At 31.2% G+C, this 24,339-nt stretch carries 28 protein-coding genes; 11 read left to right on the top strand and 17 right to left on the bottom strand.

The window, feature by feature from the left end:
• Positions 1-380 precede the first annotated feature (380 nt).
• Complete coding sequence (locus ACSBO6_RS06485; RefSeq protein ID WP_098846976.1) at positions 381-1,028, bottom strand: YkyA family protein; 648 nt, start codon at positions 1,026-1,028, stop codon at positions 381-383.
• Between the two features lie 162 nt (positions 1,029-1,190).
• Between ACSBO6_RS06485 and ACSBO6_RS06480 the strand changes: the two genes are divergently transcribed.
• Both ACSBO6_RS06480 and def read left to right on the top strand, forming a co-directional pair.
• On the top strand, positions 1,191-1,319 hold the full coding sequence (locus tag ACSBO6_RS06480; RefSeq protein WP_098846975.1) for a YjcZ family sporulation protein: 129 nt from the start codon (positions 1,191-1,193) through the stop codon (positions 1,317-1,319).
• 186 nt (positions 1,320-1,505) lie between these two features.
• Positions 1,506-2,063, top strand: a complete 558-nt coding sequence (gene def / locus ACSBO6_RS06475; protein WP_098846974.1) for a peptide deformylase — start codon at positions 1,506-1,508, stop codon at positions 2,061-2,063.
• Between the two features lie 103 nt (positions 2,064-2,166).
• On the opposite strand, the gene ACSBO6_RS06470 is transcribed toward def, so the two are convergent.
• Positions 2,167-2,940, bottom strand: coding sequence for a Cof-type HAD-IIB family hydrolase (locus ACSBO6_RS06470; RefSeq protein WP_498844389.1), 774 nt, complete (start codon positions 2,938-2,940; stop codon positions 2,167-2,169).
• A 15-nt stretch (positions 2,941-2,955) separates the two neighbouring features.
• Positions 2,956-3,864: a DMT family transporter gene (locus ACSBO6_RS06465; RefSeq protein WP_098846972.1), complete on the bottom strand. Its 909-nt coding sequence runs from the start codon at positions 3,862-3,864 to the stop codon at positions 2,956-2,958.
• 348 nt (positions 3,865-4,212) lie between these two features.
• Here ACSBO6_RS06465 and ACSBO6_RS06460 point away from each other — a divergent pair, with 348 nt between their 5' ends.
• The gene (locus ACSBO6_RS06460) at positions 4,213-4,425 is read left to right on the top strand and encodes a DNA-dependent RNA polymerase subunit epsilon (protein ID WP_056468578.1); all 213 of its coding nucleotides are present in this window, start codon (positions 4,213-4,215) and stop codon (positions 4,423-4,425) included.
• Between the two features lie 4 nt (positions 4,426-4,429).
• Positions 4,430-6,097 carry a ribonuclease J1 gene (gene rnjA, locus ACSBO6_RS06455; protein WP_069035536.1) on the top strand — a complete coding sequence of 556 codons (1,668 nt, stop codon included), beginning with the start codon at positions 4,430-4,432 and terminating at the stop codon, positions 6,095-6,097.
• 80 nt (positions 6,098-6,177) lie between these two features.
• Here rnjA and ACSBO6_RS06450 read toward each other — a convergent pair whose 3' ends face one another.
• The 10 genes from ACSBO6_RS06450 to ACSBO6_RS06405 form a co-directional block, all read right to left on the bottom strand.
• A complete protein-coding gene (locus tag ACSBO6_RS06450; protein ID WP_098846971.1) occupies positions 6,178-7,212 on the bottom strand; it encodes a cytochrome d ubiquinol oxidase subunit II in 1,035 nt (344 codons plus the stop codon).
• 157 nt (positions 7,213-7,369) lie between these two features.
• Positions 7,370-7,825, bottom strand: coding sequence for a TlpA family protein disulfide reductase (locus tag ACSBO6_RS06445; RefSeq protein WP_098846970.1), 456 nt, complete (start codon positions 7,823-7,825; stop codon positions 7,370-7,372).
• Positions 7,826-8,071: 246 nt separating this feature from the next.
• The gene (locus tag ACSBO6_RS06440) at positions 8,072-8,614 is read right to left on the bottom strand and encodes a peroxiredoxin (RefSeq protein ID WP_098846969.1); all 543 of its coding nucleotides are present in this window, start codon (positions 8,612-8,614) and stop codon (positions 8,072-8,074) included.
• A 115-nt stretch (positions 8,615-8,729) separates the two neighbouring features.
• Positions 8,730-9,842 carry an N-acetyldiaminopimelate deacetylase gene (locus ACSBO6_RS06435; RefSeq protein ID WP_498844388.1) on the bottom strand — a complete coding sequence of 371 codons (1,113 nt, stop codon included), beginning with the start codon at positions 9,840-9,842 and terminating at the stop codon, positions 8,730-8,732.
• 239 nt (positions 9,843-10,081) lie between these two features.
• Positions 10,082-10,798, bottom strand: coding sequence for a 2,3,4,5-tetrahydropyridine-2,6-dicarboxylate N-acetyltransferase (gene dapD / locus ACSBO6_RS06430; protein ID WP_098846967.1), 717 nt, complete (start codon positions 10,796-10,798; stop codon positions 10,082-10,084).
• A gap of 85 nt (positions 10,799-10,883) precedes the next feature.
• Positions 10,884-11,777 (bottom strand): transcriptional regulator CcpC, encoded by an 894-nt coding sequence (gene ccpC, locus ACSBO6_RS06425; RefSeq protein ID WP_098846966.1) that lies wholly within the window; start codon positions 11,775-11,777, stop codon positions 10,884-10,886.
• A 65-nt stretch (positions 11,778-11,842) separates the two neighbouring features.
• On the bottom strand, positions 11,843-12,289 hold the full coding sequence (cbpB, locus tag ACSBO6_RS06420) for a cyclic-di-AMP-binding protein CbpB (RefSeq protein ID WP_098846965.1): 447 nt from the start codon (positions 12,287-12,289) through the stop codon (positions 11,843-11,845).
• Between the two features lie 292 nt (positions 12,290-12,581).
• Positions 12,582-12,773 (bottom strand): antirepressor AbbA, encoded by a 192-nt coding sequence (gene abbA, locus ACSBO6_RS06415; RefSeq protein WP_098846964.1) that lies wholly within the window; start codon positions 12,771-12,773, stop codon positions 12,582-12,584.
• A 53-nt stretch (positions 12,774-12,826) separates the two neighbouring features.
• Positions 12,827-13,300, bottom strand: a complete 474-nt coding sequence (locus ACSBO6_RS06410) for a ribonuclease H-like YkuK family protein (RefSeq protein ID WP_483295203.1) — start codon at positions 13,298-13,300, stop codon at positions 12,827-12,829.
• A 172-nt stretch (positions 13,301-13,472) separates the two neighbouring features.
• Entirely contained in the window at positions 13,473-13,709 is a 237-nt protein-coding gene (locus ACSBO6_RS06405) for a YkuJ family protein (protein WP_056474223.1), read from the bottom strand.
• Between the two features lie 249 nt (positions 13,710-13,958).
• On the opposite strand from ACSBO6_RS06405, the gene ACSBO6_RS06400 reads away from it, so the two are divergent.
• Positions 13,959-14,192: a glutaredoxin domain-containing protein gene (locus tag ACSBO6_RS06400; protein WP_498844387.1), complete on the top strand. Its 234-nt coding sequence runs from the start codon at positions 13,959-13,961 to the stop codon at positions 14,190-14,192.
• Positions 14,193-14,693: 501 nt separating this feature from the next.
• Positions 14,694-15,425: a class I SAM-dependent methyltransferase gene (locus ACSBO6_RS06395; RefSeq protein WP_498844386.1), complete on the top strand. Its 732-nt coding sequence runs from the start codon at positions 14,694-14,696 to the stop codon at positions 15,423-15,425.
• Between the two features lie 201 nt (positions 15,426-15,626).
• Here ACSBO6_RS06395 and ACSBO6_RS06390 read toward each other — a convergent pair whose 3' ends face one another.
• Positions 15,627-16,841 carry an EAL-associated domain-containing protein gene (locus ACSBO6_RS06390; RefSeq protein ID WP_498844385.1) on the bottom strand — a complete coding sequence of 405 codons (1,215 nt, stop codon included), beginning with the start codon at positions 16,839-16,841 and terminating at the stop codon, positions 15,627-15,629.
• 13 nt (positions 16,842-16,854) lie between these two features.
• Positions 16,855-17,619 (bottom strand): 2,4-dienoyl-CoA reductase, encoded by a 765-nt coding sequence (gene fadH / locus ACSBO6_RS06385; protein WP_498844384.1) that lies wholly within the window; start codon positions 17,617-17,619, stop codon positions 16,855-16,857.
• A gap of 122 nt (positions 17,620-17,741) precedes the next feature.
• Here fadH and ACSBO6_RS06380 point away from each other — a divergent pair, with 122 nt between their 5' ends.
• The 5 genes from ACSBO6_RS06380 to ACSBO6_RS06360 all read left to right on the top strand — a co-directional run bounded on the left by ACSBO6_RS06380 (position 17,742) and on the right by ACSBO6_RS06360 (position 21,788).
• Positions 17,742-18,575 (top strand): metallophosphoesterase, encoded by an 834-nt coding sequence (locus ACSBO6_RS06380; RefSeq protein ID WP_498844383.1) that lies wholly within the window; start codon positions 17,742-17,744, stop codon positions 18,573-18,575.
• 129 nt (positions 18,576-18,704) lie between these two features.
• Positions 18,705-19,061 carry a hypothetical protein gene (locus ACSBO6_RS06375; RefSeq protein WP_286138391.1) on the top strand — a complete coding sequence of 119 codons (357 nt, stop codon included), beginning with the start codon at positions 18,705-18,707 and terminating at the stop codon, positions 19,059-19,061.
• A gap of 145 nt (positions 19,062-19,206) precedes the next feature.
• On the top strand, positions 19,207-19,746 hold the full coding sequence (locus ACSBO6_RS06370; protein WP_098846958.1) for a YkyB family protein: 540 nt from the start codon (positions 19,207-19,209) through the stop codon (positions 19,744-19,746).
• A 232-nt stretch (positions 19,747-19,978) separates the two neighbouring features.
• Positions 19,979-20,242 (top strand): phage holin, encoded by a 264-nt coding sequence (locus ACSBO6_RS06365; RefSeq protein WP_498844656.1) that lies wholly within the window; start codon positions 19,979-19,981, stop codon positions 20,240-20,242.
• A gap of 280 nt (positions 20,243-20,522) precedes the next feature.
• Positions 20,523-21,788 carry a DUF3967 domain-containing protein gene (locus ACSBO6_RS06360; RefSeq protein WP_498844382.1) on the top strand — a complete coding sequence of 422 codons (1,266 nt, stop codon included), beginning with the start codon at positions 20,523-20,525 and terminating at the stop codon, positions 21,786-21,788.
• Between the two features lie 77 nt (positions 21,789-21,865).
• Here the strand turns inward: ACSBO6_RS06360 and ACSBO6_RS06355 are convergent, their stop codons facing one another.
• The gene (locus ACSBO6_RS06355) at positions 21,866-23,173 is read right to left on the bottom strand and encodes an ATP-binding protein (RefSeq protein WP_098846956.1); all 1,308 of its coding nucleotides are present in this window, start codon (positions 23,171-23,173) and stop codon (positions 21,866-21,868) included.
• A gap of 164 nt (positions 23,174-23,337) precedes the next feature.
• Entirely contained in the window at positions 23,338-24,282 is a 945-nt protein-coding gene (gene corA, locus ACSBO6_RS06350; RefSeq protein WP_098846955.1) for a magnesium/cobalt transporter CorA, read from the bottom strand.
• Positions 24,283-24,339 lie beyond the last annotated feature (57 nt).

The raw sequence follows: 24,339 nt of genomic DNA, 5'->3' as shown, positions 1-24,339 counted from the left end.
CACCCTTCTTTAATTATGGAGGATTTATTTTTTTATCCATCATGTGTATTTTCTTAAGAGTAATTACAAGTAACACGAACTTATAATTAAAATCTGTACTTATACTATTCGTGTATTACACTAGTACAACATTGAACACTAGTACAGTTTATAACACGTTCATAAACTCGTCAAATATTTTGTTGTATTATTTTATTCATGATTTTTCAAAAAAATTGTCACAATTTTTTCACCCTGTACTACCTTTGAAACAGCAATCTGTTATACAATAACAGAAACTCTTTTAAATTATACCTAAATAGCTAATAATGGATTTTTTTTATGATAAATTTCAAACTGTACTACAACGATTTTTATTTACTAATTCTAGTTCCAATTTGTTATTTACCATATTTTTCATATATATCTTTTTGTAAAATATTTAATTTTTGAGTATAAAGATTTAATTGATCATTGTATTTAATGACATCTTTATAAATGTGATTTGTATCCTTTGTCTCACTCTTTACATCTTTTAAATCAACTTTTTTCTGCGATAATAAGTTATAAATTGAAAGATCCGTTTCCATTGCATCTTTATATTTTATATTCAATTTATCGTATAACTCTGTTCTTTCTCTCCATGTTTTTATAAAGTTATTAACTTCATTTCGAAACTGTTCATCCTTCGTTTCAATATTTATTGTTTGAAGTTCTTTAATTTTTATGTCTATATCGTGAATTAATTTTGATTCTTCTTTAACTCGCTCTTTTCGTTCGTTTAATAAATTGATTGCTTGTTTGGCCGATTCTTGTCTTTTATTTACTTCACTGATTTTATATAAATAAATTTTTTCATAATACTCCAATTCCTTTACTTCCAGTTTTTGAATACGTTCTCCAGCTTTTTGAAATTTCTGTTCCATTTTTGCAATTTCACCTAGTTGATTTATTACTAAATTCTTTTGTTTTGCTTGAGAAGTACATCCCGTACAAAAGATTAAAAGAATGCTTATTATAAGAAATAAAGAATAGAATTTTTTATACATAATTTCACCCAATTTTTTTCATTATTATTTCCATGTTGCATCTTTTCACACTTTTTATACGTCCTAAAAAATAAACTGGTCACATACCCACACACTTTATGTAGTTTTTCATAATTTGTAGTATCCGCTATATGCGGAAACAGTTTAAAGGGAGGTTATTATATGTACGGTTACGGATACGGAAAAGGTGGATACCCTGGTTATGGATGCGGATGCGGTTATGGCGGTTTCGCATTAATCGTTGTTCTATTCATTTTATTAATTATCGTTGGTGCAGCTTTCGTTTTATAATTCACACAAGTAAACCTCTATTATTAATGTATAACCACAAACTTTAAGGAGCGATAATTTATCGCTCCTTTTTCAACTATTACTTTAGACTGACAATTTTATAAAGATTTGTTAGACTAAATTAATAATACTAGTGAATAGTACATACTTATATTTATAAAATAATTAGTCAGGAGTGAAAATCATTTGATTACAATGAAAGATATAATTCGAGAAGGTGATCCTAGATTAAGACAAATCTCGAATGAAGTAAGCTTACCCCCTTCAGCTGAGGATATTAATTTAGCTAATTCATTATTAGAGTATGTAATAAATAGTCAAGATCCAGAAATATCTGCTGAATACGGTCTTCGATCAGGTATCGGATTAGCTGCACCTCAAATTGGAATTCTAAAAAGAGCCATTGGTGTTCATGTTACTGACTTACAGGGTAATTTATTTAGTTATGCTTTGTTAAACCCTAAAATTGTCAGTCATTCTGTTGAGCAAATTTATTTATCAGGTGGTGAAGGTTGCTTATCTGTTGATCGTGATGTTCCTGGATACGTTCCACGTTATGCACGAATAACAGTCACTGGCTTTGACACAAAATTAGGAGAAGTAAAGCTCCGTCTGAAAGGTTTACCAGCAATTTGCTTCCAGCATGAAATTGACCATCTAAATGGCGTAATGTTTTATGATCGTATTAATAAAACAAATCCTTTTTCTCCTCCAGAAGGAGCTTCACCTTTAGAGAGGAATTAAAAAAAGAGCGATTGGAAAACCAATCGCTCTTTTTAGACTGCTAACAAAAGCTTGCATATCCGTGTCTGATTTTAATTTTTTTCTAAAGACTTTTTCTAAAGACTTAAAGAAGTCCGGCCCATTTTAAACCGTTTAAAATGCCATCTTCATCAACATTTGTTGTAATATGATTAGCTATTTTTTTAAGTGGATCAACAGCATTACCCATGGCGATACCCGTTCCAACTTTTTCGATCATTTCTAAATCATTTAATCCATCACCAAATGCGATTACATTTTGCATATCAAATCCAAGATGATTTACCATTTGAAGTATTCCATTCGCTTTAGAACCACCAACTGGTAAGACATCTGACGAATACTCATGCCAGCGAATAAAATTAAAATCATTAAATCCTTCTGTTAAATTCGGCTCTAAATGCTCTTCACAAAACAGTAATACTTGGTAAATTTCACGGTTTTGATAAAAATCATGTTGAACCTCAGGGTGCTGCATTTTAATCGATGACATCGCTTCTTTTATGTGAGGATGTGAATCAATTGACGCTTTCATTGTCTCGTTATTTAAATAAATAAGCGGAATATCTAGTTCCTTAGCTTTTTGAGTGAATTGGTGAAGTTGTTCTGGATGTAGGGCATGTTTGTGAATAGCCTCACCTTCAAATTCAGCATATTGTCCATTTAAACTTATAAAACTATTTATATTTAACTCTTCGCGAATGTCTTTAAACATGAACGGGGCACGACCAGTTGCAATCGCAACATGTATATCTTTATTTTGAAGTTCCGAAATTGCATTCTTTGTACTTTCCGGAATTACTTTATCATGATTTAAAATCGTTCCATCTATATCAAAAAAAACGATTGGTTTAGTCATATTATTCTCTCCTCGCTAAGATGCTGCATTTGCTTTTGAGTTATTCAATTTTGACTTCTGTTTACTATTTGTAATAAATACGCCAAGAAGTACAATTAACAGTCCTGAAATCAATTTGAACGTTAATGGTTCGTTTAAAAAGAAAAATCCCCAAATAGATGCAAATACAGGTACTATATAAGTAACCATTGTTGCAAATTCTGCACTTCCCTCTTTAACCATATAATAAAATAATAAATATGCCAACCCCGAACATATTACACCTAGTCCAAAAACACCACTAAAAACTTCAAAATTAACAAATGGTTTTAACGTGCCATTTCCTGAAGCGACCATGTAAAAAAAACCGAAAACACCAGAAATACCTAAGGTTAAAAAGGAAATAATCATTACATCAATATTTTGTAAATACTTCTTAGTTAAATGTGAACCAAGCCCATAACAAAAAGTAACAACTAACATTAACATTGAATAAATTATATTATTGGAGAAAATTGTTGATGGATTAAGATTCATCATAATCATCAGGCCAATGATTCCTAGCATGAGTCCGATCCATTGTTTCTTATAAATTTTTTGAGAAAAGAAAAAATATCCAATAATTAGTGTTGCAATAGGTGTAAATGCATTTAATACTGCCGCTTCATTACTTTGCAAATGAGTCTCACTTAAAGACAGGAAAAGCCACGGTATTGCATGATTAAATAATGAGATGACAATAATCAAACTCATTTTCGGTAAATTTTTATAATCGATCTTTACCCTTTTTATTAACATAATAATTAATAAAGTGATCGCACCAAAGAAACAACGATAAAATACAATTGCTTCTGGGGTTATATCGTTTAAAAGGAGTTTAATGAATAAAAAAGATGTACTCCAAATAATACTTAATAAAAACAAAGCTGCATATAACTTCTTCACATTCTTCTCCCCTTAATTTTAAGATACCCTCTATTTTAACTGCTTTTTGGATTATATTGAATGAAAATGTTTTTTCGATCAATACTAAACATAAATATACTAAGTCCGTGTTCTTTACAGATAAGTTTAATTTCATGTCTAGGAGGTAAAACTAATGTTACGTAAACTTCGAAAAAAATTAAAAAAACGGCTAAAACAATTTTTGAAAAAGAAGAAATATATCTCGATAATTTCAATATTTTTTTTAAAATGACCGTATTTTAGGTAATCTTCAATAAAAAGAATGAAAATATATAGAAAATCACTTATAATATTGAGAAGATAGTGATTTGACAAGGAGAGATTTAAATGATTTTTAAAGTATACTATCAGGAATTACCATTAGAGGTACCTGTAAGAGAAAAAACTAAAACAGTTTATGTAGAAGCAGATAGTGAAAGAGAAGTTCGTGCGAAATTATTACCTTTCAATTATAATATTGAGCTTGTTCAAGCTTTAACCGGTGCTCATCTTGAATTTGAAAAACAAAGTGAAAGCTTTAAAATTTTGGAGCTAGCGTAAATTTATGAAATTTCTTAAAAATGATCAAGCTGCCGTATTCGCACTAGGTGGCTTAGGGGAAATTGGTAAAAATACATACGCAGTACAATATCAAGATGAAATTATATTAATAGATGCCGGAATCAAGTTCCCTGAAGATGAGCTACTAGGGATAGACTATGTTATACCTGATTATTCCTACTTAGTTCGAAATGAGGAAAAAATTAAAGGTTTATTTATCACTCACGGACATGAAGACCACATTGGTGGTATTCCATACTTATTAAGAGAATTAAATATTCCAATTTATGGTGGTAAACTTGCTCTTGGCCTAATTAAAAATAAATTAGAAGAGCACGGTCTTTTAAGAAAAGCTAAATTAATTGAAATTAAAGAAGACGACATCATTAAATTTAGAAAAACTAGCGTTACTTTTTACCGCACTACTCACAGTATTCCAGATTGTTACGGAATTGTTGTAAAAACTCCACAAGGACAAGTCGTTCATACAGGAGACTTTAAATTCGACTTTACACCAGTTGGAGAAACAGCTAATTTAACAAAAATGGCTGAGATTGGTAAAGAAGGGGTTTTATGTTTACTTTCTGACAGTACAAATAGTGAAGTATCACATTTTACTATGTCTGAAAGAAAAGTTGGAGACACAATTAATGAAATCTTCCGTAAAGTAGACGGTCGAATCATCTTTGCAACATTCGCTTCAAACATCCATCGCCTTCAGCAAGTAGTTGAATCTGCTATTGCAACTGGGCGTAAAATTGCTGTTTTTGGTAGAAGTATGGAAGCAAATATTGAGATTGGACATGACCTAGGTTATATTAAATGTCCTAAAGATACATTTATTGATGCATCTCAAATTAATCGAATTCCGGCTAATCAATTAGTCATTTTATGTACAGGTAGTCAAGGTGAGCCAATGGCTGCTTTATCACGTATAGCAAATGGTACACATCGTCAAATTCAAATTATTCCTGGAGATACTGTCGTATTTTCTTCTTCACCAATTCCAGGTAATACAATGAGTGTAAATCGCACAATCAACTTACTATACCGTGCTGGTGCTGAAGTAATTCACGGCTCATTAAATGACATTCATACTAGTGGTCATGGTGGTCAAGAAGAGCAAAAATTAATGCTTAGACTGATGAAACCTAAATATTTCATGCCGATTCACGGTGAATATAGAATGCAGCGCATGCATGCAAAGCTAGCTATGGATTGTGGAGTTCCTGAGGAAAACTGCTTTATCATGGATAATGGTGAGGTTCTAGCTCTTCGTGCAGATGAGGCTATGGTTGCAGGAAAAGTACCTTCTGGTAATGTTTATATTGATGGAAGCGGTATCGGTGATATTGGTAATATCGTATTAAGAGACCGTAGAATTTTATCTGAGGAAGGTCTTGTAATCGTAGTCGTAAGTATCGATATGAAGGAATTCAAAATTTCAGCAGGACCAGATATCATTTCACGTGGATTCGTTTATATGAGAGAAAGTGGCGATTTAATAAATGAAGCACAAGCAATGATTTCTACTCATTTAAATAAGATCATGGAACGTAAAACTTCTCAATGGTCAGAGATTAAAAATGAAATTACTGATACTTTATCACCTTTCTTATACGAAAAAACAAAACGTAAGCCAATGATTCTCCCTATTATTATGGAAGTTTAATCATAAGCACAAGTTAAAGGGCGATTTCAAAAGTCAAAATACTTTTGAAATCGCCCTTTTTATACGTTCTTATCTTTTTATTAATCTTGAAAGTCGTTCTTTTCGCTACTTTTTAAAAACACTTTCATAAAAAAAGGTTTATTAAGAACTAAAAATATAAAATATACAGTAAATAAGATAAAAAATACAACAAATAGAATAATTAGTATGGTCGCTAAACTACTCTTAGCAAAACTTGTTTCAATTCTTAGATAAGGATATAAGATAAATGGAAGATGACTAATTCCATATCCAAAAAATGCAAAGAAATATTGCAATAAGACTAATATAAATGCTAATCCATATCTTTTTCTTTTCATCACAAAATAAATTGCTACACAAAAACAAATCAAAGATATAAGAAAAAATACCCATACATTATGCATTCGATTAAAATGAACATTATTATGTAATTTCATTGATAAAAATACGATGATACTCGAAATAATAGTTGGCAATGACCATACAAGTACATACTTTCTTAATTTAATTTCCGACTCTGAATCATTAATTAGTTTTGCAGAATAGATTAAAAACATTGCACTTATAAATAGGACTGAACAGACAGCTAATAACATAACGGATAAAGAATAAGTATTCGTAATTAATTTAAAAGGATAAAATCGTATATCTGTTCCATTCTCGATAATAAATCCACCTTCTGAAATTGTTAAAACAGTAGATAATGTAACCGGTATTAATAAACTAGTTGCACCATACAAAATTAAAAAGAACTTTCTCTTATTTCCTCCGTATTGCTGAAAAGTATAAAACGATCCTCTAATTGCTAAAAAAATCATTGCTACACTACCTGGAACTAATAGTGGAACACCATAATAATAAGCTACCCTTGGGAATATACCAACTACACCTACAAAGAAAAAAATGAAAAATAATGTAGCCAACTCCCAAATAGATGAAAGATGTCGATTTATTAAACCAATTAATTTCGGTTCTTCTTTCGTTGTAATCGCATAGAACGCATAAAAACCTGCACCAAAATCAATTGAAGCAATAATCATGTAGGCATATAAAAACAACCATAATATAAAGATTGCGATTGTTTGAATCTCCAAACTTTTTTCCTCCTACAGAATAATCCCTTAAACTAAAGATTAGTTTTCTTTAATTATACCTATAAAATACATTTTCTACTAGTTACAGGATAAAATGACAGTAATACAAAAAGAGACTTTAAAAAAAGTCTCTTAAGTGTTGTATGAATACTAAAAATTATTCTACTTTCGCCGCTTCGTCTAGTACTCGATTAACACGCTTTTCTAACATTGGCATTCCGCCTTCTCCAGCTTGGAAGTGGCGTAACACACCTGTTTTATCAAACACGTAATATGACGGTACATATTTATTTTCAAAAGCATCTGTAATTTTATGTTGGTTATCAACTAATATTGTTTGTGTAATTCCGTGTTCTTTTGCAACTTCTTTAATTTTATCAATATCTAAATCATCTTCAGATCTTGGCATATGAACACTTACTACATTTAATCGATCTTTATATTCATCTCTAAAAGCATTTATGTTTGGCATTGCTACTTTACATAAATGGCAACTAATAGACCAAAAATGAATTAATGTTGGTTTGTCACCGATTAGGTTTTCTTTTTGAATTTCTCCATTTAATACTGTTGTTGCACCATCTAATTCAGGCATTGGTGAGCGAAGTCTCATTTTATAGTCCTCCTACTTGTTTCATTAGCTCTAAGGTGAGCTTGTTTTACTTTTCGTTTTGTCTAGTTCCAGGCGTTAGACCCTCGAGGTCATAAGTCAATGACCGATAAAAGTAAAAACCCACTTTTCTCGGTCCTTGCCTTATGCTTGTCTGGTCTGAACAAACGCCTTCCACTTTTCGTTATTGTGTTTAAAAAGGCCTAACATAAGTTAGACCTTTGACATTCATTCTTAATTGACTAGTAATTATAGAGTTGCTTGACCTGGTTTCCAGTTAGCTGGGCAAAGTCCACCAGTTTGTAAAGCTTGAAGTACACGTAAAACTTCATCAACTTCACGACCGATGTTGTTGTGGTGTACTACTTGGTACATTAATTCACCTTCTGGGCTGATGATGAATAATCCACGTAATGCAATACCTTCTTCTTCAATTAATACGCCATAGTCACGAGAAATAGCATGGTTAGTATCTGCAGCTAATGCATATTTTAATTGACCTAAGCCATTATCTTTACGATCAGTGTTGATCCATGCTAAGTGAGTGTGAATTGTATCAGTTGAAACACCAATAACTTCTGCATCAAGATCTTCAAACTCGTCGTAACGATCAGAGATTGCTACGATTTCAGTTGGACATACAAAAGTGAAGTCCATTGGATAGAAGTATAATACTGTCCATTTATCGTTTTTCATGTTTTCTTCTAAGCTTACTTTACCAAATTCTTTATTTGCTAAAACTGCTTCCATTTCAAAGCGTGGTGCTTGTTTACCTACTAAACGTTCTGCCATAAGTTTTTACCTCCAATATTTATGTAACTATTTATCATACAAGTGATATTATAGTAAACTACTTATTTAAAGTCAATATTAATTTATAATTATTATTAACTGAAAATCATTTTCATCAATTTCCTTTTAGAAAATCGGATATGAATCGGATCATTAATGGAATCACATTTTCATCTGGGTTTAATTTTTGATTATGGAGTCCGAATTCCGAATTTACGCCAATCCAAAACATTAGGCCTGGAATTTCTTTTGTCATATAACCAAAATCTTCACCCGTCATGGCAACATCGCAACGGACTGCATTTATACCGTCATATTGTTTCGCAAAATTGAAAAATTCATTCGTCAACGATTCATCGTTTATTACTCCATAGTAATTACTTCCAAAATCTACTTCTATTTTACACTGAAAACTCTCTTGAAATCCATTCACAAGACTTTCAATTCTATTTTTTAATTTTAGCATCGCTTCTTCACTTAACGCTCGCATCGTACCTTCTATTCGAACATGGTCTGCAATAACGTTTTGAACTGTTCCACCGGTTATTTTACCAATCGTAATGACAGCACTGTCTAATGGATTTACGTTTCTTGAGACAATCGATTGAACTTGAGTGATAAAATGACTTGATGCGACGATCATATCATTCGTTAAATGCGGGAAAGCTGCATGACCGCTTAAGCCATGAAAATCAATAAAAAGCTCTGATGTATGAGCAAATAACATACCAGGTTTCGTTGCAATGGTACCTACAGGATACTCGGGCGCTATATGTAAACCATAGATTACATCTGGTTTAAATGATTTAAATTCTTCACTTTTAAGCAAAGGTTCCGCTCCACCCGGACCTTCTTCAGCAGGTTGAAAAATAAATACGACGTCGTCATTTATTGGCTCATTAACAAGATTAGTAAGAACACCAAGAGCAATACTCATATGTACATCATGACCACAGGCATGCATTTTTCCTTCATGAATCGATGAAAATGCTAATCCTGTGTTTTCTTTCATTGGTAATCCATCAATGTCTGTACGGTAACCAATCATTCTAGTAGATTTTAACCCTTTTACTCGAACGAAAATACCTGTTCTCCATGTATCAATGATCATTCTTTCTTGATCTAAACTTGATAAATAATCAAGTAAATATGCTTGTGTTTTGAATTCTTGAAATCCAAGTTCGGGGATTAAATGTAAATCCCTTCTTATTTTAATAAATGAATCCATCTTTACTCCTCCAAAAAAAGCGTAGATATATTTCTACGCTTCAGACTGCCTACCATACGCACGACTTCTTCGTTTTTTCGTGTCTTTCGAAGTGCTCATTACCTTTATAGGTAACGCTATTCCTTATCAGACATTACCCTTTAGAAAGTCAAATTCTTGTCATCAGTCTGAATTCATATTTTAGTATGATGTCTATAAAGTAAGCGTAGAAAAATAAATTCTACGCTTACTTCTAATTATTATTGATTTAGTTGTCTTAAAGCCTGAATGATTTCAGTTTTTGAAATTGTTTTATCATCGATATCTTTGATTTTTCTTGCAGGAACTCCTGCAACGACAGTATAAGGGGCAACGTCTTCAGTAACAATTGCACCTGCAGCTACTACTGCGCCTTCACCTACTCTAATACCTTCTAATACGACTGCATTAGCACCAATTAATACATTGTCTTCAAGAATAACTGGGTTTGCTGATGGTGGCTCGATTACACCAGCTAAAACAGCACCAGCACCAACGTGACAGTTTTTACCTGTTGTAGCACGTCCTCCAAGTACTGCGTTCATATCGATCATTGTACCTTCACCAATTACGGCACCGATATTAATAACCGCACCCATCATAATTACAGCATTGTCACCAATTGTAACTTGATCACGAATAAATGCACCTGGCTCGATGCGAGCTTTAATACCTTTAGCATCTAAAAGTGGAATTGCAGAATTGCGACGATCTGATTCTACTACATAATCTTCTATGTATTCTTTTTGCTCTTCAAGGATTACTTTAACATCATCCCATTCACCAAATAAAACTCCAGAGTTTTGAGAAATAAATGATTGTACTGATTCAGAAATAGTAAGCTTGTCTAATTGACCTTTTACATAAACCTTTACAGGTGTTTTTTTCGTGCTATTTGCAATAAATGCAATAATTTCATTTGCGTCCATTAATTTCATAATGAATTGCCCCCTTTGTTATTCTTAATAAGAATACTCTATCAAATCTAGTAAGTAACTAGCAACATTTTGTCGATTAATCTTATTATTTTTTTCGAATTGACTCGATGAATCCTTCTACTTGTTTCAATTTCATCGCATCTCGATTATAAAGTAAGTATGTATCGCGAAATAAACCTGATTGTTCTTTTGTCATTAAAGGTGTTTTTATTATATTTTCATCACTTACATCATGTAAGACAGAGGAAGGTAAGATTGCAAAACCTAAACCATTCAATACAAATTGTTTACATGTTTCTATTTGATCGACTACAATTTCGTGTTTTGGTAATGAATTAAAATGCTCGTACCACCAAGACTGGATCAGCTGATAATAATTTGAATTACTTTTAAACTGAATAAATGGTCTTTGTATCTTTTTATATTCATCAAGACTATTTTTTTTTGTATCAACTAATAATAATTCATCAGAAAAAAGCAATTCCTTTTCCCCAAACCAATTTTGGTTTCCTCGGACAATTGCTAGATGAACTTCATTTTCATATAAGCGATTTGTGATTTCACTACTCCAACCGGTAAATAGTGAAACTTGTACTTCTGGATAGCTTGAAACAAATTTCTTTAAAACCGGTGGTAACCAGTATTGCGCAACAACAGATGAAACGGCAATCTTTAAAGTACCCGAAATATCAGATTTTAAAATTTGTAACTGCTCTAACATTGCTTGATAGGTTTCTTCCATCTTTCTCGCGTAATTTAATATGATTTCCCCTGAAGCAGTAATAATCAATCCTTTTTGAGAACGAATAAACAATTCACTATCAACTTGCTTCTCTAAATTTTGTAGCCTTTGACTTAAAGCTGGTTGAGAAACAAATAACCGCTCTGCTGCCTTCCTCATATTTCTCTCTTCAGACAAAGTAATGATTAAACGGATATCATCGATTTGCACATAATCCCCCCGTCTTTCTACATACAGATAAACTGGATTAACTATTAGTAAAAAAGTAAGTCAATAAAATAGTGACTTACTTTTCTTAGCCGTTATTGCTTATTATATCTTCTTACGTTTTTATTCAATTGTTTTAAAATCGATCTACGGGTTAATATACCTTCAAACGTATTATTCGCATCAACTACACATACAAATGGATGATCAACTACAGATTCAAGTCCTTTAGCGAGCGTATCAGTCGTTTTTAATAATGGGATTGCAGTACACATTACCTCTTCTACTTTCATATTACTTAATCGTTCAAATTCGATTCGTTCTAATCCAAGTATTCCGTCTAAAATCATGGATGTACTTATTAAACCAAGTAACTGAAACTTAGGATTTAACACTGGGATTGAAGAATATCCAGATTTTGTAAGCACTAATAATGCATGCTCTAAACTATTACCAATTTGTACATGAGCTACCTTTTCACTTGAAATGATAACTTCTTCTACTTTATGTTCAAAAAATTGTGAACCATCAATACTAATCAAAAATATCGTCCCCCAATAGAAAAGCAAAAGTTTTAAAAATGGTAGAAATCATCTATTTATAAAAAACATTAATAATTAATATCCATACAACTTTGCTTATCATTTGTATAGAAAAAATCCTATACATTATTTTATTCGGATTAAGGATTACGTCCTTAATTCCTATATTATCAGATTTGTAACCCCTTTCCAATTTAACTTAATTTACAATTTTTTAACGATGACGATTTATAAAAACAAAAAAACGTTTAGATAACTAATTAATTATCTAAACGTTCATCTATATGTGTCATCATAACCCTAAATCCCTTAATTTTTGATATAAATGTACTAATCGTTCGTATTGATCCTCGCCTGCATCCATTAATCCATTTTCGATATCAGTTATCTGTGATGAAATGAGTTCGATTGCATAATTTTGTTTCATCACAGTGTCGACCAATAAAGTCAATTCATCTTCTGTAAAATTTTGTTCACTTAACATCCATCATCCCTCCTAATTCTCATTTTAATCAATGTTTATTTAGTTTAAACTTCTTATTTAGTAAATTTATTTGCATAACTAAATGCTGTATAAGAATCAGGTTTTATCTTAGGAATAATGCCCATTGCACTTACTTTAGATGTCATTTCTTGAATAAACTCTTTCGTTAGCCCTACCGTACCAATATCTAGATGGATTTCAAAACTAAAATTATTTGAATTAGCATTTTCATGAAGCGGACTAAAAATTTTCTCTAAATGAAAAGGAGATAATAAAAAAGCTATTTCTTGACTATACATAGTTTCTAGAAATATTTTCTCTTTTAAATTTCGGATTTTCTTGTGATGCCAACAAGTATGTAAACATCCCCAAGCTCCATTACCTACCCTATGCAAATGAAGTGCTGTAATAAACTTAGTTCCATTACTATGCACCTGAGAATCTGTCCCAATGGAAAGTCGATATTTTTTATTAGGATCACTTTTTACAAATTGATAAAGCCGATCAACTACATGATCAAAACTCATATTTCTTTCACTCACATTGTAAAATCGATACTGATCTTTATTCACGTATATGACCTCCCTTTTCATAACAATACATAATAATGTATTCATTATGATTTGGGATTAGCACGACCTAACAATTTTGTAATAAAATATTAAAAAAAAAAACAAGCTAAGCTTGTTTTTTCTTTTCTTATGAAATAATTTCGTATATTTCAATTGCTACCATATCGATATTGTCGAATGGGAACGTTTGTGGTTTTTCACCTTGTTGAAAAACTTCTAATTCAAATGTTTCATTTTTCTCAGAATACTTAACGCTACACTTTCTTTCGCCGTTAACTTCAAAATATCTTTGAGCAACCTCACCGTTCGTAGCTTGTTGTTTTAAACTTTCTAAGCGTTCTAAAATTCCTAATAATAAAGACATATTAGAACTCCTTTCTACCATGTGTCATTCCCTAAATATAGGTTTTACTTTCTTACAATTTCTATCCAAAAACTTCTGATAGATTTCTGCTATGTAAGTGTCCATTAATAAGAATACTTGTATTTCAATATAAATTCAAGAAAAATAGTCGTTTCAACTAAAAAACAAATTTCTTTATATCCTATATTTTTCTATGTCATAATAGTTTTATACAATGCGTTAAGAAAAAATGAAAAAGGATGACGTTTTATGAAAATTGAATTATTTACACAAAATGGATGCCCTCCTTGTGAATTTTTGAAAAATTATCTTAAAGAAATGAATGTTTCTTATATTGAATATAACGTTTCAAAAGATGAAACTGCTAAAAAGAGAATGATGTTTGAATTAGATTCATACTCAACTCCAACTTTAATCATTGATGATGAGATCATCAGAGGCGTTCAGATGGAGCAAATTCAAGCTGCATTACAAAAATGTTAATCCATTATCCATATTAAAATAAAACCCCCTAAATGAACTGTTTCCATTCATTTAGGGGGTTTTTATCAATCTATACTGCAATGTTTTTAAGATCGTTTCAAAGGCTTGTCATAAAATAGTTCCCAATTACCCAACTCCTATAAAATGAAAAACAAAAAACATGACGGACGATGCAAAAAGAACTTTCGAAATAAGTCCTCTCAATCTTAATCCTCCTTGGGCTAAAACTTTTTCTAATCGTATCATTATTATATTGAACAATACTACACGAATCGTTCTTATCTTTTTTACATTACTTGACAGAGTAAAACACTACTTTTAAGTAAAATAAGCTTTTATATATGAATTCGTCGATTTTTGATTTAGAAAAGGCTATGTTCGAATTTTTTTATATGGGTAATTTCTCTCTTCATCTAGATCTGAATTAATGTTAAAGTAAGATAATTTGTGCCTGCTTTTCAATTTTTTTAAAAAACTTTTGAACGATTAAGGAGTGTTTGTATGGAGTATCGCGGTTCAACGGTTTACAATCAAGATGATTTTTTTTCAGAATTTATTCAACGAAAGAATAGAGAAGATAGTCCTAACAATGCCATCGAAGGACCAATTATCAATGAATTAATTGGGAATGTCAAACGGAAAAAGATATTAGATTTAGGTTGTGGAGACGCAACATTTGGGAAGGAACTTCTATTACTTGGAGCTAAAACCTATACAGGGATAGAAGGATCTGAGCAAATGGTTAAGTCAGCCTTGACTAATTTAAAGGATACAGTAGGTACTGTTGAGCATATTTCTATTGAGGATTATGATTTTCCTACGAATTCATTTGAACTTGTCACTTCTAGATTTGTACTGCACTATATTTCAAACATTGAGCTTTTGTTTCAAAAAATATATAACAGCTTAAAAGAAAACGGCCAGTTTCTATTTAGTGTGCAACATCCTCTAACTACAGCTTCCTTTTTAAGTAAACGTTCAGGCGACCGACGAGAAAGTTGGATTGTAGACGATTACTTTTTAACAGGCGAAAGAAAAGAACCATGGATGAATAAAGTAGTCGTCAAATACCATCGCACAATTGAACAATATTTTAATCTTTTAAGGAATACGGGATTCCGTATCGATCAATTACATGAAGGTACGCCAAAACAACTACATTTTAAAAGTGAAGAAGAGTTTATAAGAAGACAAAGAATACCGATCGTACTTATCTTTTCATGTTTTAAATAACATTATTAACGATAGAAGATGCCTTAAGACCAAGACCCAAATGTAACGAACGTGACAAGCAGACTTAGGCTTTTCCCTTTATGGAAAAGTCGGATCCTATAGTAACTTAATTACTTATTTAATTGACAATTTAAAAAAAAGAAAATGACTGTCATTTTTTAGGAGACAGTCATTTTCTCATTAAATCTTATAAGCGAGTCATTAAAAAAGTAATTCATTATGCTTAAATAAAAATTCATAGCTTAAGTCAATATATAAATAACTTCCATTATTCATTGGATAAGAAAATGTCCGAATCTTTTCACCGGTTTCAATATCTCTGTACATATCTGATAATTGTCCTTGATCATTTGATTGCATTTTCAAAACTGTTTCTAAAAAATATGGCCTCCAGCTCCAGTTTCTACTTTTATACTTTTCTTGAAGTTCCCACTGTTCACCATTAACTTTAAACAAGTTAGCTGATTGCTGAAAACCATCTTCATCACAAATATACATCCTAAAACAAAATGAATTTAATTCACTTGATAGATTAGTTAAAAATGAATTTAAATCTTCTTCTAATTTAAATTTATTAATTGCCGTTTCGACTTTTAATTGGATTAAATTAGTTATATCTCTTAGCGCAATTAATTTGTTCTTTTCGCCTCGAATATATTTTAAAATATCATTCTTTAATGGCTCACATTCATGATTTAACTGACTTATTGATGGTTGTGGTGTAAATAAGTATGCGCCTTGATAGAATCTTCCACCATTCTTCCATGCATTTCTTAATTGAATAGAATCAATTATGCCATCATAGTACATCGATGCCCCTACTTTTCTTGCCACATAAATGACCGAATTTAGTAAATCTTGAAATGATGAAGTATGAAGTTGTTGAACCATTTTAAAATCGATTTTAATGATATCAGGGGACAAAAATCGAAGTTTTTCTAAGTTAATTAACTTCTCATTTACGCTATTAATTGCGAATTTAATTCCATATGTTTGATAATATGTAATTAAATTTTTTAATTCTTTCTCAAAACCATAAAAAAGTTGATGTTGAAGAATAATGACGGTTTTATTTAGTTGTATGCCCTTTTCTTCATATGACTGTAAAATCGATAATAGATTTTCTGGGTCATCTGAAAGTAGCGCTGATGGGTGACGATTAATAAAAATGCCACCCTCAAATTTAGATTGTACAACTTCATCGAGAGCTTGAATTAATATATGATTGTCAACCTCTAATAAATAGTCATCTGGCACCAAATCATTTGCAAAGAAGAATTCAAGGCTATGTAAGTTTTCAAGTTTAAGTCGACCAACAACCTCTACTCCTACACATTTTTGTGTATCAGCTCCATATATTGGTTGAAAATATGGTACGACTTTATCTAAGTTGCTTATTACGTCTAAAGGATCCATTTTGAACCTCCTTCTAAAATGGGTATTGATGTAAGGACTGTCCTCCATCCATTGTAAAACAAGAACCATTAATATAACCAGCCTCATTTGAAAATATATATGCACAAAGTCCTGCTATTTCTTCAGGAGTACCTAGTCTGCCTAGTGGTACACTTTGTATTGTGCGGTTTTCTAATTCATCAGAAAGCCATAATTTTGCTGCACCGTCTGTACGTTCAATCGGTCCAGAAGCGATTGCATTCACTCTAATTCCATATTTCCTTCCCCACTCAACAGCTAATGTTCTTGTCATAGCAAGAACACCCGCTTTAGCTGAAGCAGAGTGAATAACGCCAGGACCCGCATCCCAAGCATATGTAGCAATTATATTTGTAATCGCTCCTTTAATTTTATGTTGTATCATATACCGTCCAACTTCAGAACTACAATAAAATGTTCCATTTAAAACGCTATTAATAACCGTGTTCCACCCGTTTACAGACAAATCCTCTGCAGCACAAATAAAATTACTAGCTGTATTATTTACTAAGAAGTCTATTGTTCCAAATGTTTGATCAACTTCATTTACCATATTTTTAATTAATTCAGGATTCCGAACATCCATAGCGATTGATAATACTTGACCATCACTTTGTTCAATTTCTTCTTTTGCATTATTTAATTTTTCTAAATCTCTTCCGACAATAACTACTTTTGCACCTTCCTTTGCAAAACGCATTGCTATTGCTTTCCCCAAACCACTAGAGCCACCAGTAATGATCACAACCTTATCCTTCACTCGTTTCACTCCTTTTGTACTCTATAGTTTAGCAACATTTTATTATTTTGAGAATATTTTTAACAATTAATCTATTTAATATAGTATGCAGTATTTATTTCTATAAAAAGGTCGGGGGACAATTGAAAATTAAACTTATAACATTTTTTTTACTATTAATTTGTACAATCTATTATTCAGTCTATGTTGAGCCAACCTCAATTCGAACTAAGCACTTAACATTTTCAGACAATCGCCTAAATTTAAATACTACTATTAAATTAATACAAATCTCTGATACTCATTTTAATAATAAAAAAGATTTAATAAGGTTTAAAAAAGTCGTAAATAATATTAACCATATGAAGCCTGACTTTATTCTATTTACTGGGGATTTAGTTAGTGATATAAGAAAGTTTTCATACAAGTATGAAGTTATTCAGCTTTTAAAAGAACTAAACCCCAAAATAGGAAAACTTGCAATATACGGTAACCATGATCATGGTGGATATTTTACTGAACAATATGAAGCACTATTAAGCGAAAGCAATTTTATATTATTAAAAAACGAAGAAAAAACCTTTTTCGTTCAAAAACAAAAAGTTTCATTTATCGGTCTCGATGACTATATGTTAGGAAACAAACAATATAATAATGTTTTAGAACGCATTCAAAAAAATAGTTATACAGTTGTTCTAGCACATGAACCCGACATTGCTGATTTAACGAAAAACTATCCGATAAATCTTCAACTTTCTGGCCATAGCCATGGGGGACAAATTTATTTACCTTTATACAAGTCCTATATAATGCCTCCATATGCAAAAAAATACAACCGAGGTGTATACACACTATCAAGTAAATATAATAGTCATTTAGTCGTTTCAAACGGAATTGGAACAACTAAACTACCAATTCGCCTATTTACTCCTCCAGAAATCGTATCAATCGAAATTAATGGCCAAACTAAAAAATAAATTAATCATGAATGTTAATTGCTCATAGTTTTTGCACGCACTAGGTTGGTTACCTATTTTTATGGGTACTTGCTCAATTATTTTATGAAACCATACACTAATATTGAAGACAAGAGAGGAGGTTAATACATGAATTATCAATATCACCCTAATTTAGATCATTATTATAGAGAAGCTCATGCTCCATCCTACTACTATGATCATAACGAACAACGCTTTGTTCCTTTTTTCCCATTTTTGCCAATAATAGGAGGATTAGCGGGATTAGCAGGTGGATTCGCGTTAGGCGCACTAGCGTTTAGACCACCTTATTATCCGCCATACGGACCATACCCACCATATCCAGCATTTCCTCCGTACGGTGGTGGGTTTGGTGGTGGATACCCTGGATATCAACAACCTTACCCTCCTGTAAATCCTGGTGCTTTTTTACCTAATAATGCAGGATTAAATACACCAGGTAATATAGGACCTTATCCATACTAAAAAATAAAAAAGCTAGTCGCATTAATGTATATTATTTCGATTAGCTTTTTATTATATAACCACTTCTCTAGATTTGATTTGAAAAATTTTAAACTAAAGATATAATATACTCATATCTATTATTTTTTGGAGGTAACCAAGAAGCATGAAACCGAAAGAACCTAGCCTGAATAAACTAAATTTTACAAATGAAGAAATTTTTCAGGCAATATTTGTTGTAAATAAACATGCTAAAACAGCACTTGAACCAAGTCAACTATATTCATTAAAAAGACAAGCTATCTTAAAGCTTATTGATAAAGGAATTGCTAAGAAAGTTGGTTTACATTTTTCAAATAACCCCAAATCAAGTAAACAACAATCTGATGTGTTGATAGCTTGTGGAGATTTTTACTTTCATATACCACCGTTAAAAGAAGACTTTAAACTTCTCCCGCATTTAGGAATATTAGAAAATACTCACCGTAACCCAAAAGTATCCATGTCTTTAAGTTATGCAAAAAAAATACTTCATCATTTCTTAGGTATTCAAAATGTTAAATCTGAAAGTCATTATAAAAACGGATCTAACTACCGAAGAAATACCCCAGGGCAATTTTTAAGAGCTTCTTCATTTCTAAATAACTCTACATTTACTTTTCCGAGTGAACCAATTCGTAAAAATAAAGGTAAGCAAGAGAAATAAGTTGGATCAATTCTTACTAAAATAATATTAATATAGATCATAGGAAGATTAGGAAACCTTTATTTTTAATGGTTTTTAATCCTTCCTTTTTTTATTTAAATTTATACCGAAATTCAGCTTGAAAGTTATTGATGAAAATTCATATTTTCTCTTGTTTTTCCTATCATATTTTAGTAGTTTTTCCTCACCTATTAATATGCCAAGCATACTTTATTAATAGGGGGTGATTAATCTGTTCGGTAATAAAAACTTACAAGATATTATTCGTTATGTTGCTGGATTCTTATTTGCACTTCAATTGTTACTAAATTCTTTTGGGATTAAGTTCCTAAATAATGAACAAATTGATGCTGTACTTAACATCATTTCATTCCTTTTTATTTTATACTTCGGTGCTAAGCACAATTATTTAGGGAAAAAAGGACAAGCTCAAAAGGCTGTACTTCAAGAAGCAGGATTAGAAAAAACAAAAAACCAGTCTAATTCAGATCAATAGATTACTTTATGACTACTTTTTGAAGTTTAGATTACAAAATTAAAGATTTGGTTTGAGAGTGATTAAACATTGATTCACTCTCAATTTTTGAGTCGAATTTATGCTAACTTTTAAGTAATATCTTCTATTTTTCACTATTTTTCCTCATATATTGATTTTAATTTTAGTAATCATATGGACTTTGTTATACATTGTAGAATTATTTTAAGTATATTAGGTAGGAAAAATTTAACTTTATATTGAATGTTGTAAAAACACATAATTTTCAGGAGGATCCCAAATGTCAGTAATTTTTACAAGTAAAGACATTTCAAAGAAATTAAAAATAGGTAAATCTCGTGTAAGAGAAATTAGTAAGGAACTAGAAAAGAAAGAATATCATTTTACAAAGAATCAAGATACAAGAATCTATAATCAAAACGATTTCGAATTATTTCAAATGATCATTAAAGAGTACCATCAGAATGAAAATGTTTTACAATCAGTTGAATATGCTTTAAATTACCTGTCAAATCAAAGCCAACCTGAAGTTCATGCAATCGAAACATCTTCAATTGAGATTGAAACGACAGAAGAAAATAATGAAATCGTTACGAATAACACCCCAAATATTCCTCTAGAACATAACATACATAATCGTTTAGACATGAAGAATGACCTGGAACTTTTTGAAGTACAGAAAGATGCTATTGCTGAAGTTGCTGTTTCCAAAATTGAAACGATTAATTCAGAATTAACCCATCATTCACCTTTACAAGAAGAAGCACAGATAGAAGCTTATGGATCCCAATTAGAATCAATCAAAGTAGCTAAGATTAGTCAATTAACTTCACAAAATACAAACCATTTAGAAGAATCACTTACTCAACTAGAAACAATTGAAGAATTCGAAATGGAGCAACCTGTTTCACAACATACTGAAAAATTTGAAGAGCCTGTATCACAAGTAGAAATATTTGAAGATGTCGTAGTGGACCAATCAGTACTAAAAGAAGAGCAAGAGGTTGAAAATGTCCAAGCATACCGTTTTGAAGAAATGACTGTTGAACAAGTACTTGAGGAAAATAAAAAACTACCTGATGAAGTAGTTCTTTCAAAGGCAGATGAATCAAACGTAGTAACTGAACCTATTGTTTCAAAAGAAAATGTCACTACATTTGTACCGACAAATACAAATCAAATTATGTTTGAAGAGTTTATGTCTCAAATTACGAATCTAGCTTATCAAAATGAACAAATACTTACTCAAAATCAAACATTAATCAAACAGAACTTGGAGAAGGATCAAAAGTTAGAAAAAATATTATATTCAGTTGAAGAAAAAAGTGAAGAGCTTCAAGGGTTAGCAACAGTAATCGAAGAAAAAGATGAAAAATTAGAGCAAATGTTTGAAGAAATAAAAACGAAAGAATCTGGCCGAGATGCCCAATTAATGAGGATGATTAGAGAATTACAGGAAACAAAAAAGATGGTTGCTGCTTCTAAGGAAAGAGACTGGAAGAATGCAATTAAATCACTCTTTTTTAAACCAAAGTCAGTAAAGTAGTTTGTTTATTATTTAGTATTTAATTTAAAGAATTTTAGTTAGATAAGAGAAGGGGATTTTCCCTTCTCTTTATTCTTTCATTCTACTTCTTCCATCTGTTCTTGATGATAGGCCGGTAATACAATATGAACTTCAGTGCCTTTACCTTCTTCACTTAAGTACTCAATCGTTCCCTTATGGGCCTCGATGATACTAAAAGTAACCATTAGACCTAGACCTGTTCCTTTTTCTTTTAAAGAATAAAAAGGTTGTCCTAATCGATCTAATTGTGCTTTCGACATCCCTACCCCATTATCTTTAACGACAATCCGTATGGATTCTTTATCTCTTACCTTCTCAATATTTGCTTCAATTTTAATATAGCCTTTCGTTTCCTTTATAGCTTCTACACCATTTTTTAGAACATTAATGATTGCTTGTTTAAGCTTAGCTCGATCTCCGACAGTATACATATCCTCATTTACATTTACTTGTAAGAAAGCACCTTGCAGTGATGCATAACTTGACATTAATGTAGTAACTTCATTCAGTTGTTCAGTCATATTGATTATTTTCTTTTCTTCGATTTGCGGTCTAGCTAAGTTTAAATAGTCCGAAATGATATTTTCAGCTCGGTCTAGTTCAGCTAATACAAGTTTCATATATTCTCTATTCGTTCCACTTTCTTGATTTTCAATCAACTGAATGAAACCCCTTACAACTGTTAATGGATTTCTAACTTCATGCGCTACACTCGCAGCTAGCTCACTTACCATATTTAATTTCTCGGATTTTTGCATTTGAACACGGATTTCTGCATTTTCAAATAAAAACTCTCTTAAATAAACATGAAACAGCATTGTAATGGTTAAAACAGTAAAAAATATGCACGCCGAAAAAATGGTTTGATCTGATTGGTACTCTTTTATACCATTAACTGTTGCTTCATAATAAAGCAAACAGACCATGCTGAAGGAAAATAAAATTGGCATTAAAATACTTAAAGCAAATTTCTTTCGTTTAGAAAAACTAACCCAATGTGGTGAAACAATAAATGGTAGAATACACGAAATCACTTCAAATGGAAAGGATTTCAACGATGCTAAACCATATAGTAAATAAACAAAAACTGCCTTCGTTAATATAATAATCGTTCCGATCAATCTACCACCATATAAAATAGATGAATAGATTAATAAAATACTAAAAGTAATAGCCATGCTCTCACTAATGTGAATTGGGTAAAGCAAGCAAATAAAAATATTAAAAAAAGTTAGCAATCCAACTAAAATTCTATTTTGTTTTGGGCTTGTATTGTGGTATCTACTAAGCCAGAACATTTCGTATAAAAAGACCGGAATGATTATGATTGCAAATTGAATTAATAAATCTTTTAATTGCAGCATTAAAGTGTCCCCCACCCCTTCTTTCAACAAATTATAACATAGTTATTTAAACTTCTAATTATTAATACAAAAAATTCAAAAAAAACATTTCTACATAGAACGTCACATTATTACAAAGTATTCTAAAATATAAGAAAAGTCGTCAAACTTAAGTGCTTAACGACTTAAAACCAACCTTTTCTTTTAAAAAATATGTACATTAAGATCGTAACAAATCCCATAAAAATTAAGATAAATAAGTACCCATATTTCCATGTTAATTCTGGCATATAATGAAAATTCATTCCATATAAACCTACGATAAACGTTAGTGGTAAAAAGAAAGATGAGATGATGGTTAATGTTTTCATAATATTATTCATTTTCTCTGAGCTTAATGAAAAATAGCTTTCACGAATATCGGAAGCTACATCTCGATTCGTCTCAATCATATCCGAAAGTTTCATTAAATGATCGTGTATGTCTTCAAAGTAAATTCGATGTTCCGATATATCTTTAAATCGATTCGAATTAAGGATTCGATATAATAAATCACGAGTTGGTAAAATCGTTCTTCTTAATTTCGATAAATCCGATTTAATATCATATAATCTTTCAACAACATTATTTACTTGTTTCTTTAAAGGATCAATCTCTAAGTCTGATAGCTCATCCTCCAAACGATAAATAAGTGGAAAATAGCTATCTACAAGCTCATCAATAATTCGATGCGTTAAATGAAGTGGACTCTTCGAAGCCCGACGATCTGATTTCATATTTTCTAAAACTAATTGTATAGCCGGACTTTTATGAATATGAAATGTGATGACATAATGGTCACTTACAAATATATCCAGTTCCGTCTCCTCTAAATCTGATTTATTTAATTCGTGCAAAATTAAAAAGTGATATCCTTCGTAATAATCAAGTTTAGGTCGTTGTACATACTCCAAACAATCTTCAATCGCTAAAGGATGAAAATTAAATTCAGTTGTTAAAAGTTGAATCTCATCTTCAGTTGGTTCATTAATATCTACCCAATACCATAAGTATTTATTTGATCTTGCGTCTGCAATTGTAATATTTCGATCAATTACTTTATTTTTTGTGATTCCTATTACTTGTAACAAGTTTTTACACACCTTCTTTAGGCAATCAAATTATTTCACTACTAAATTCTTTTTTTA

Source organism: Bacillus sp. AL-1R (assembly GCF_052180195.1).
Taxonomy (GTDB): Bacteria; Bacillota; Bacilli; order Bacillales; family Bacillaceae_G; genus Gottfriedia.
This window is presented reverse-complemented; position numbering and strand designations above follow the sequence as displayed.

Excerpts from the sequence above, each read along its gene's own strand:
- ACSBO6_RS06445 (WP_098846970.1), bottom strand. The coding sequence starts at position 7,825 with ATGAGACTTCGCTCACCAATGCCTGAATTAGATGGTGCAACAACAGTA.
- rnjA (WP_069035536.1), top strand. The coding sequence starts at position 4,430 with ATGAAATTTCTTAAAAATGATCAAGCTGCCGTATTCGCACTAGGTGGC.
- ACSBO6_RS06370 (WP_098846958.1), top strand. The coding sequence starts at position 19,207 with ATGAAACCGAAAGAACCTAGCCTGAATAAACTAAATTTTACAAATGAA.
- ACSBO6_RS06400 (WP_498844387.1), top strand. The coding sequence starts at position 13,959 with ATGAAAATTGAATTATTTACACAAAATGGATGCCCTCCTTGTGAATTT.
- ACSBO6_RS06410 (WP_483295203.1), bottom strand. The coding sequence starts at position 13,300 with ATGAGTTTTGATCATGTAGTTGATCGGCTTTATCAATTTGTAAAAAGT.
- ACSBO6_RS06405 (WP_056474223.1), bottom strand. The coding sequence starts at position 13,709 with ATGTCTTTATTATTAGGAATTTTAGAACGCTTAGAAAGTTTAAAACAA.
- ACSBO6_RS06435 (WP_498844388.1), bottom strand. The coding sequence starts at position 9,842 with ATGGATTCATTTATTAAAATAAGAAGGGATTTACATTTAATCCCCGAA.
- ACSBO6_RS06460 (WP_056468578.1), top strand. The coding sequence starts at position 4,213 with ATGATTTTTAAAGTATACTATCAGGAATTACCATTAGAGGTACCTGTA.
- ACSBO6_RS06355 (WP_098846956.1), bottom strand. The coding sequence starts at position 23,173 with ATGCTGCAATTAAAAGATTTATTAATTCAATTTGCAATCATAATCATT.
- ACSBO6_RS06440 (WP_098846969.1), bottom strand. The coding sequence starts at position 8,614 with ATGGCAGAACGTTTAGTAGGTAAACAAGCACCACGCTTTGAAATGGAA.
- ACSBO6_RS06395 (WP_498844386.1), top strand. The coding sequence starts at position 14,694 with ATGGAGTATCGCGGTTCAACGGTTTACAATCAAGATGATTTTTTTTCA.
- ACSBO6_RS06360 (WP_498844382.1), top strand. The coding sequence starts at position 20,523 with ATGTCAGTAATTTTTACAAGTAAAGACATTTCAAAGAAATTAAAAATA.
- ACSBO6_RS06390 (WP_498844385.1), bottom strand. The coding sequence starts at position 16,841 with ATGGATCCTTTAGACGTAATAAGCAACTTAGATAAAGTCGTACCATAT.
- abbA (WP_098846964.1), bottom strand. The coding sequence starts at position 12,773 with ATGTTAAGTGAACAAAATTTTACAGAAGATGAATTGACTTTATTGGTC.
- ACSBO6_RS06375 (WP_286138391.1), top strand. The coding sequence starts at position 18,705 with ATGAATTATCAATATCACCCTAATTTAGATCATTATTATAGAGAAGCT.
- dapD (WP_098846967.1), bottom strand. The coding sequence starts at position 10,798 with ATGAAATTAATGGACGCAAATGAAATTATTGCATTTATTGCAAATAGC.
- ACSBO6_RS06470 (WP_498844389.1), bottom strand. The coding sequence starts at position 2,940 with ATGACTAAACCAATCGTTTTTTTTGATATAGATGGAACGATTTTAAAT.
- ACSBO6_RS06485 (WP_098846976.1), bottom strand. The coding sequence starts at position 1,028 with ATGTATAAAAAATTCTATTCTTTATTTCTTATAATAAGCATTCTTTTA.
- ACSBO6_RS06480 (WP_098846975.1), top strand. The coding sequence starts at position 1,191 with ATGTACGGTTACGGATACGGAAAAGGTGGATACCCTGGTTATGGATGC.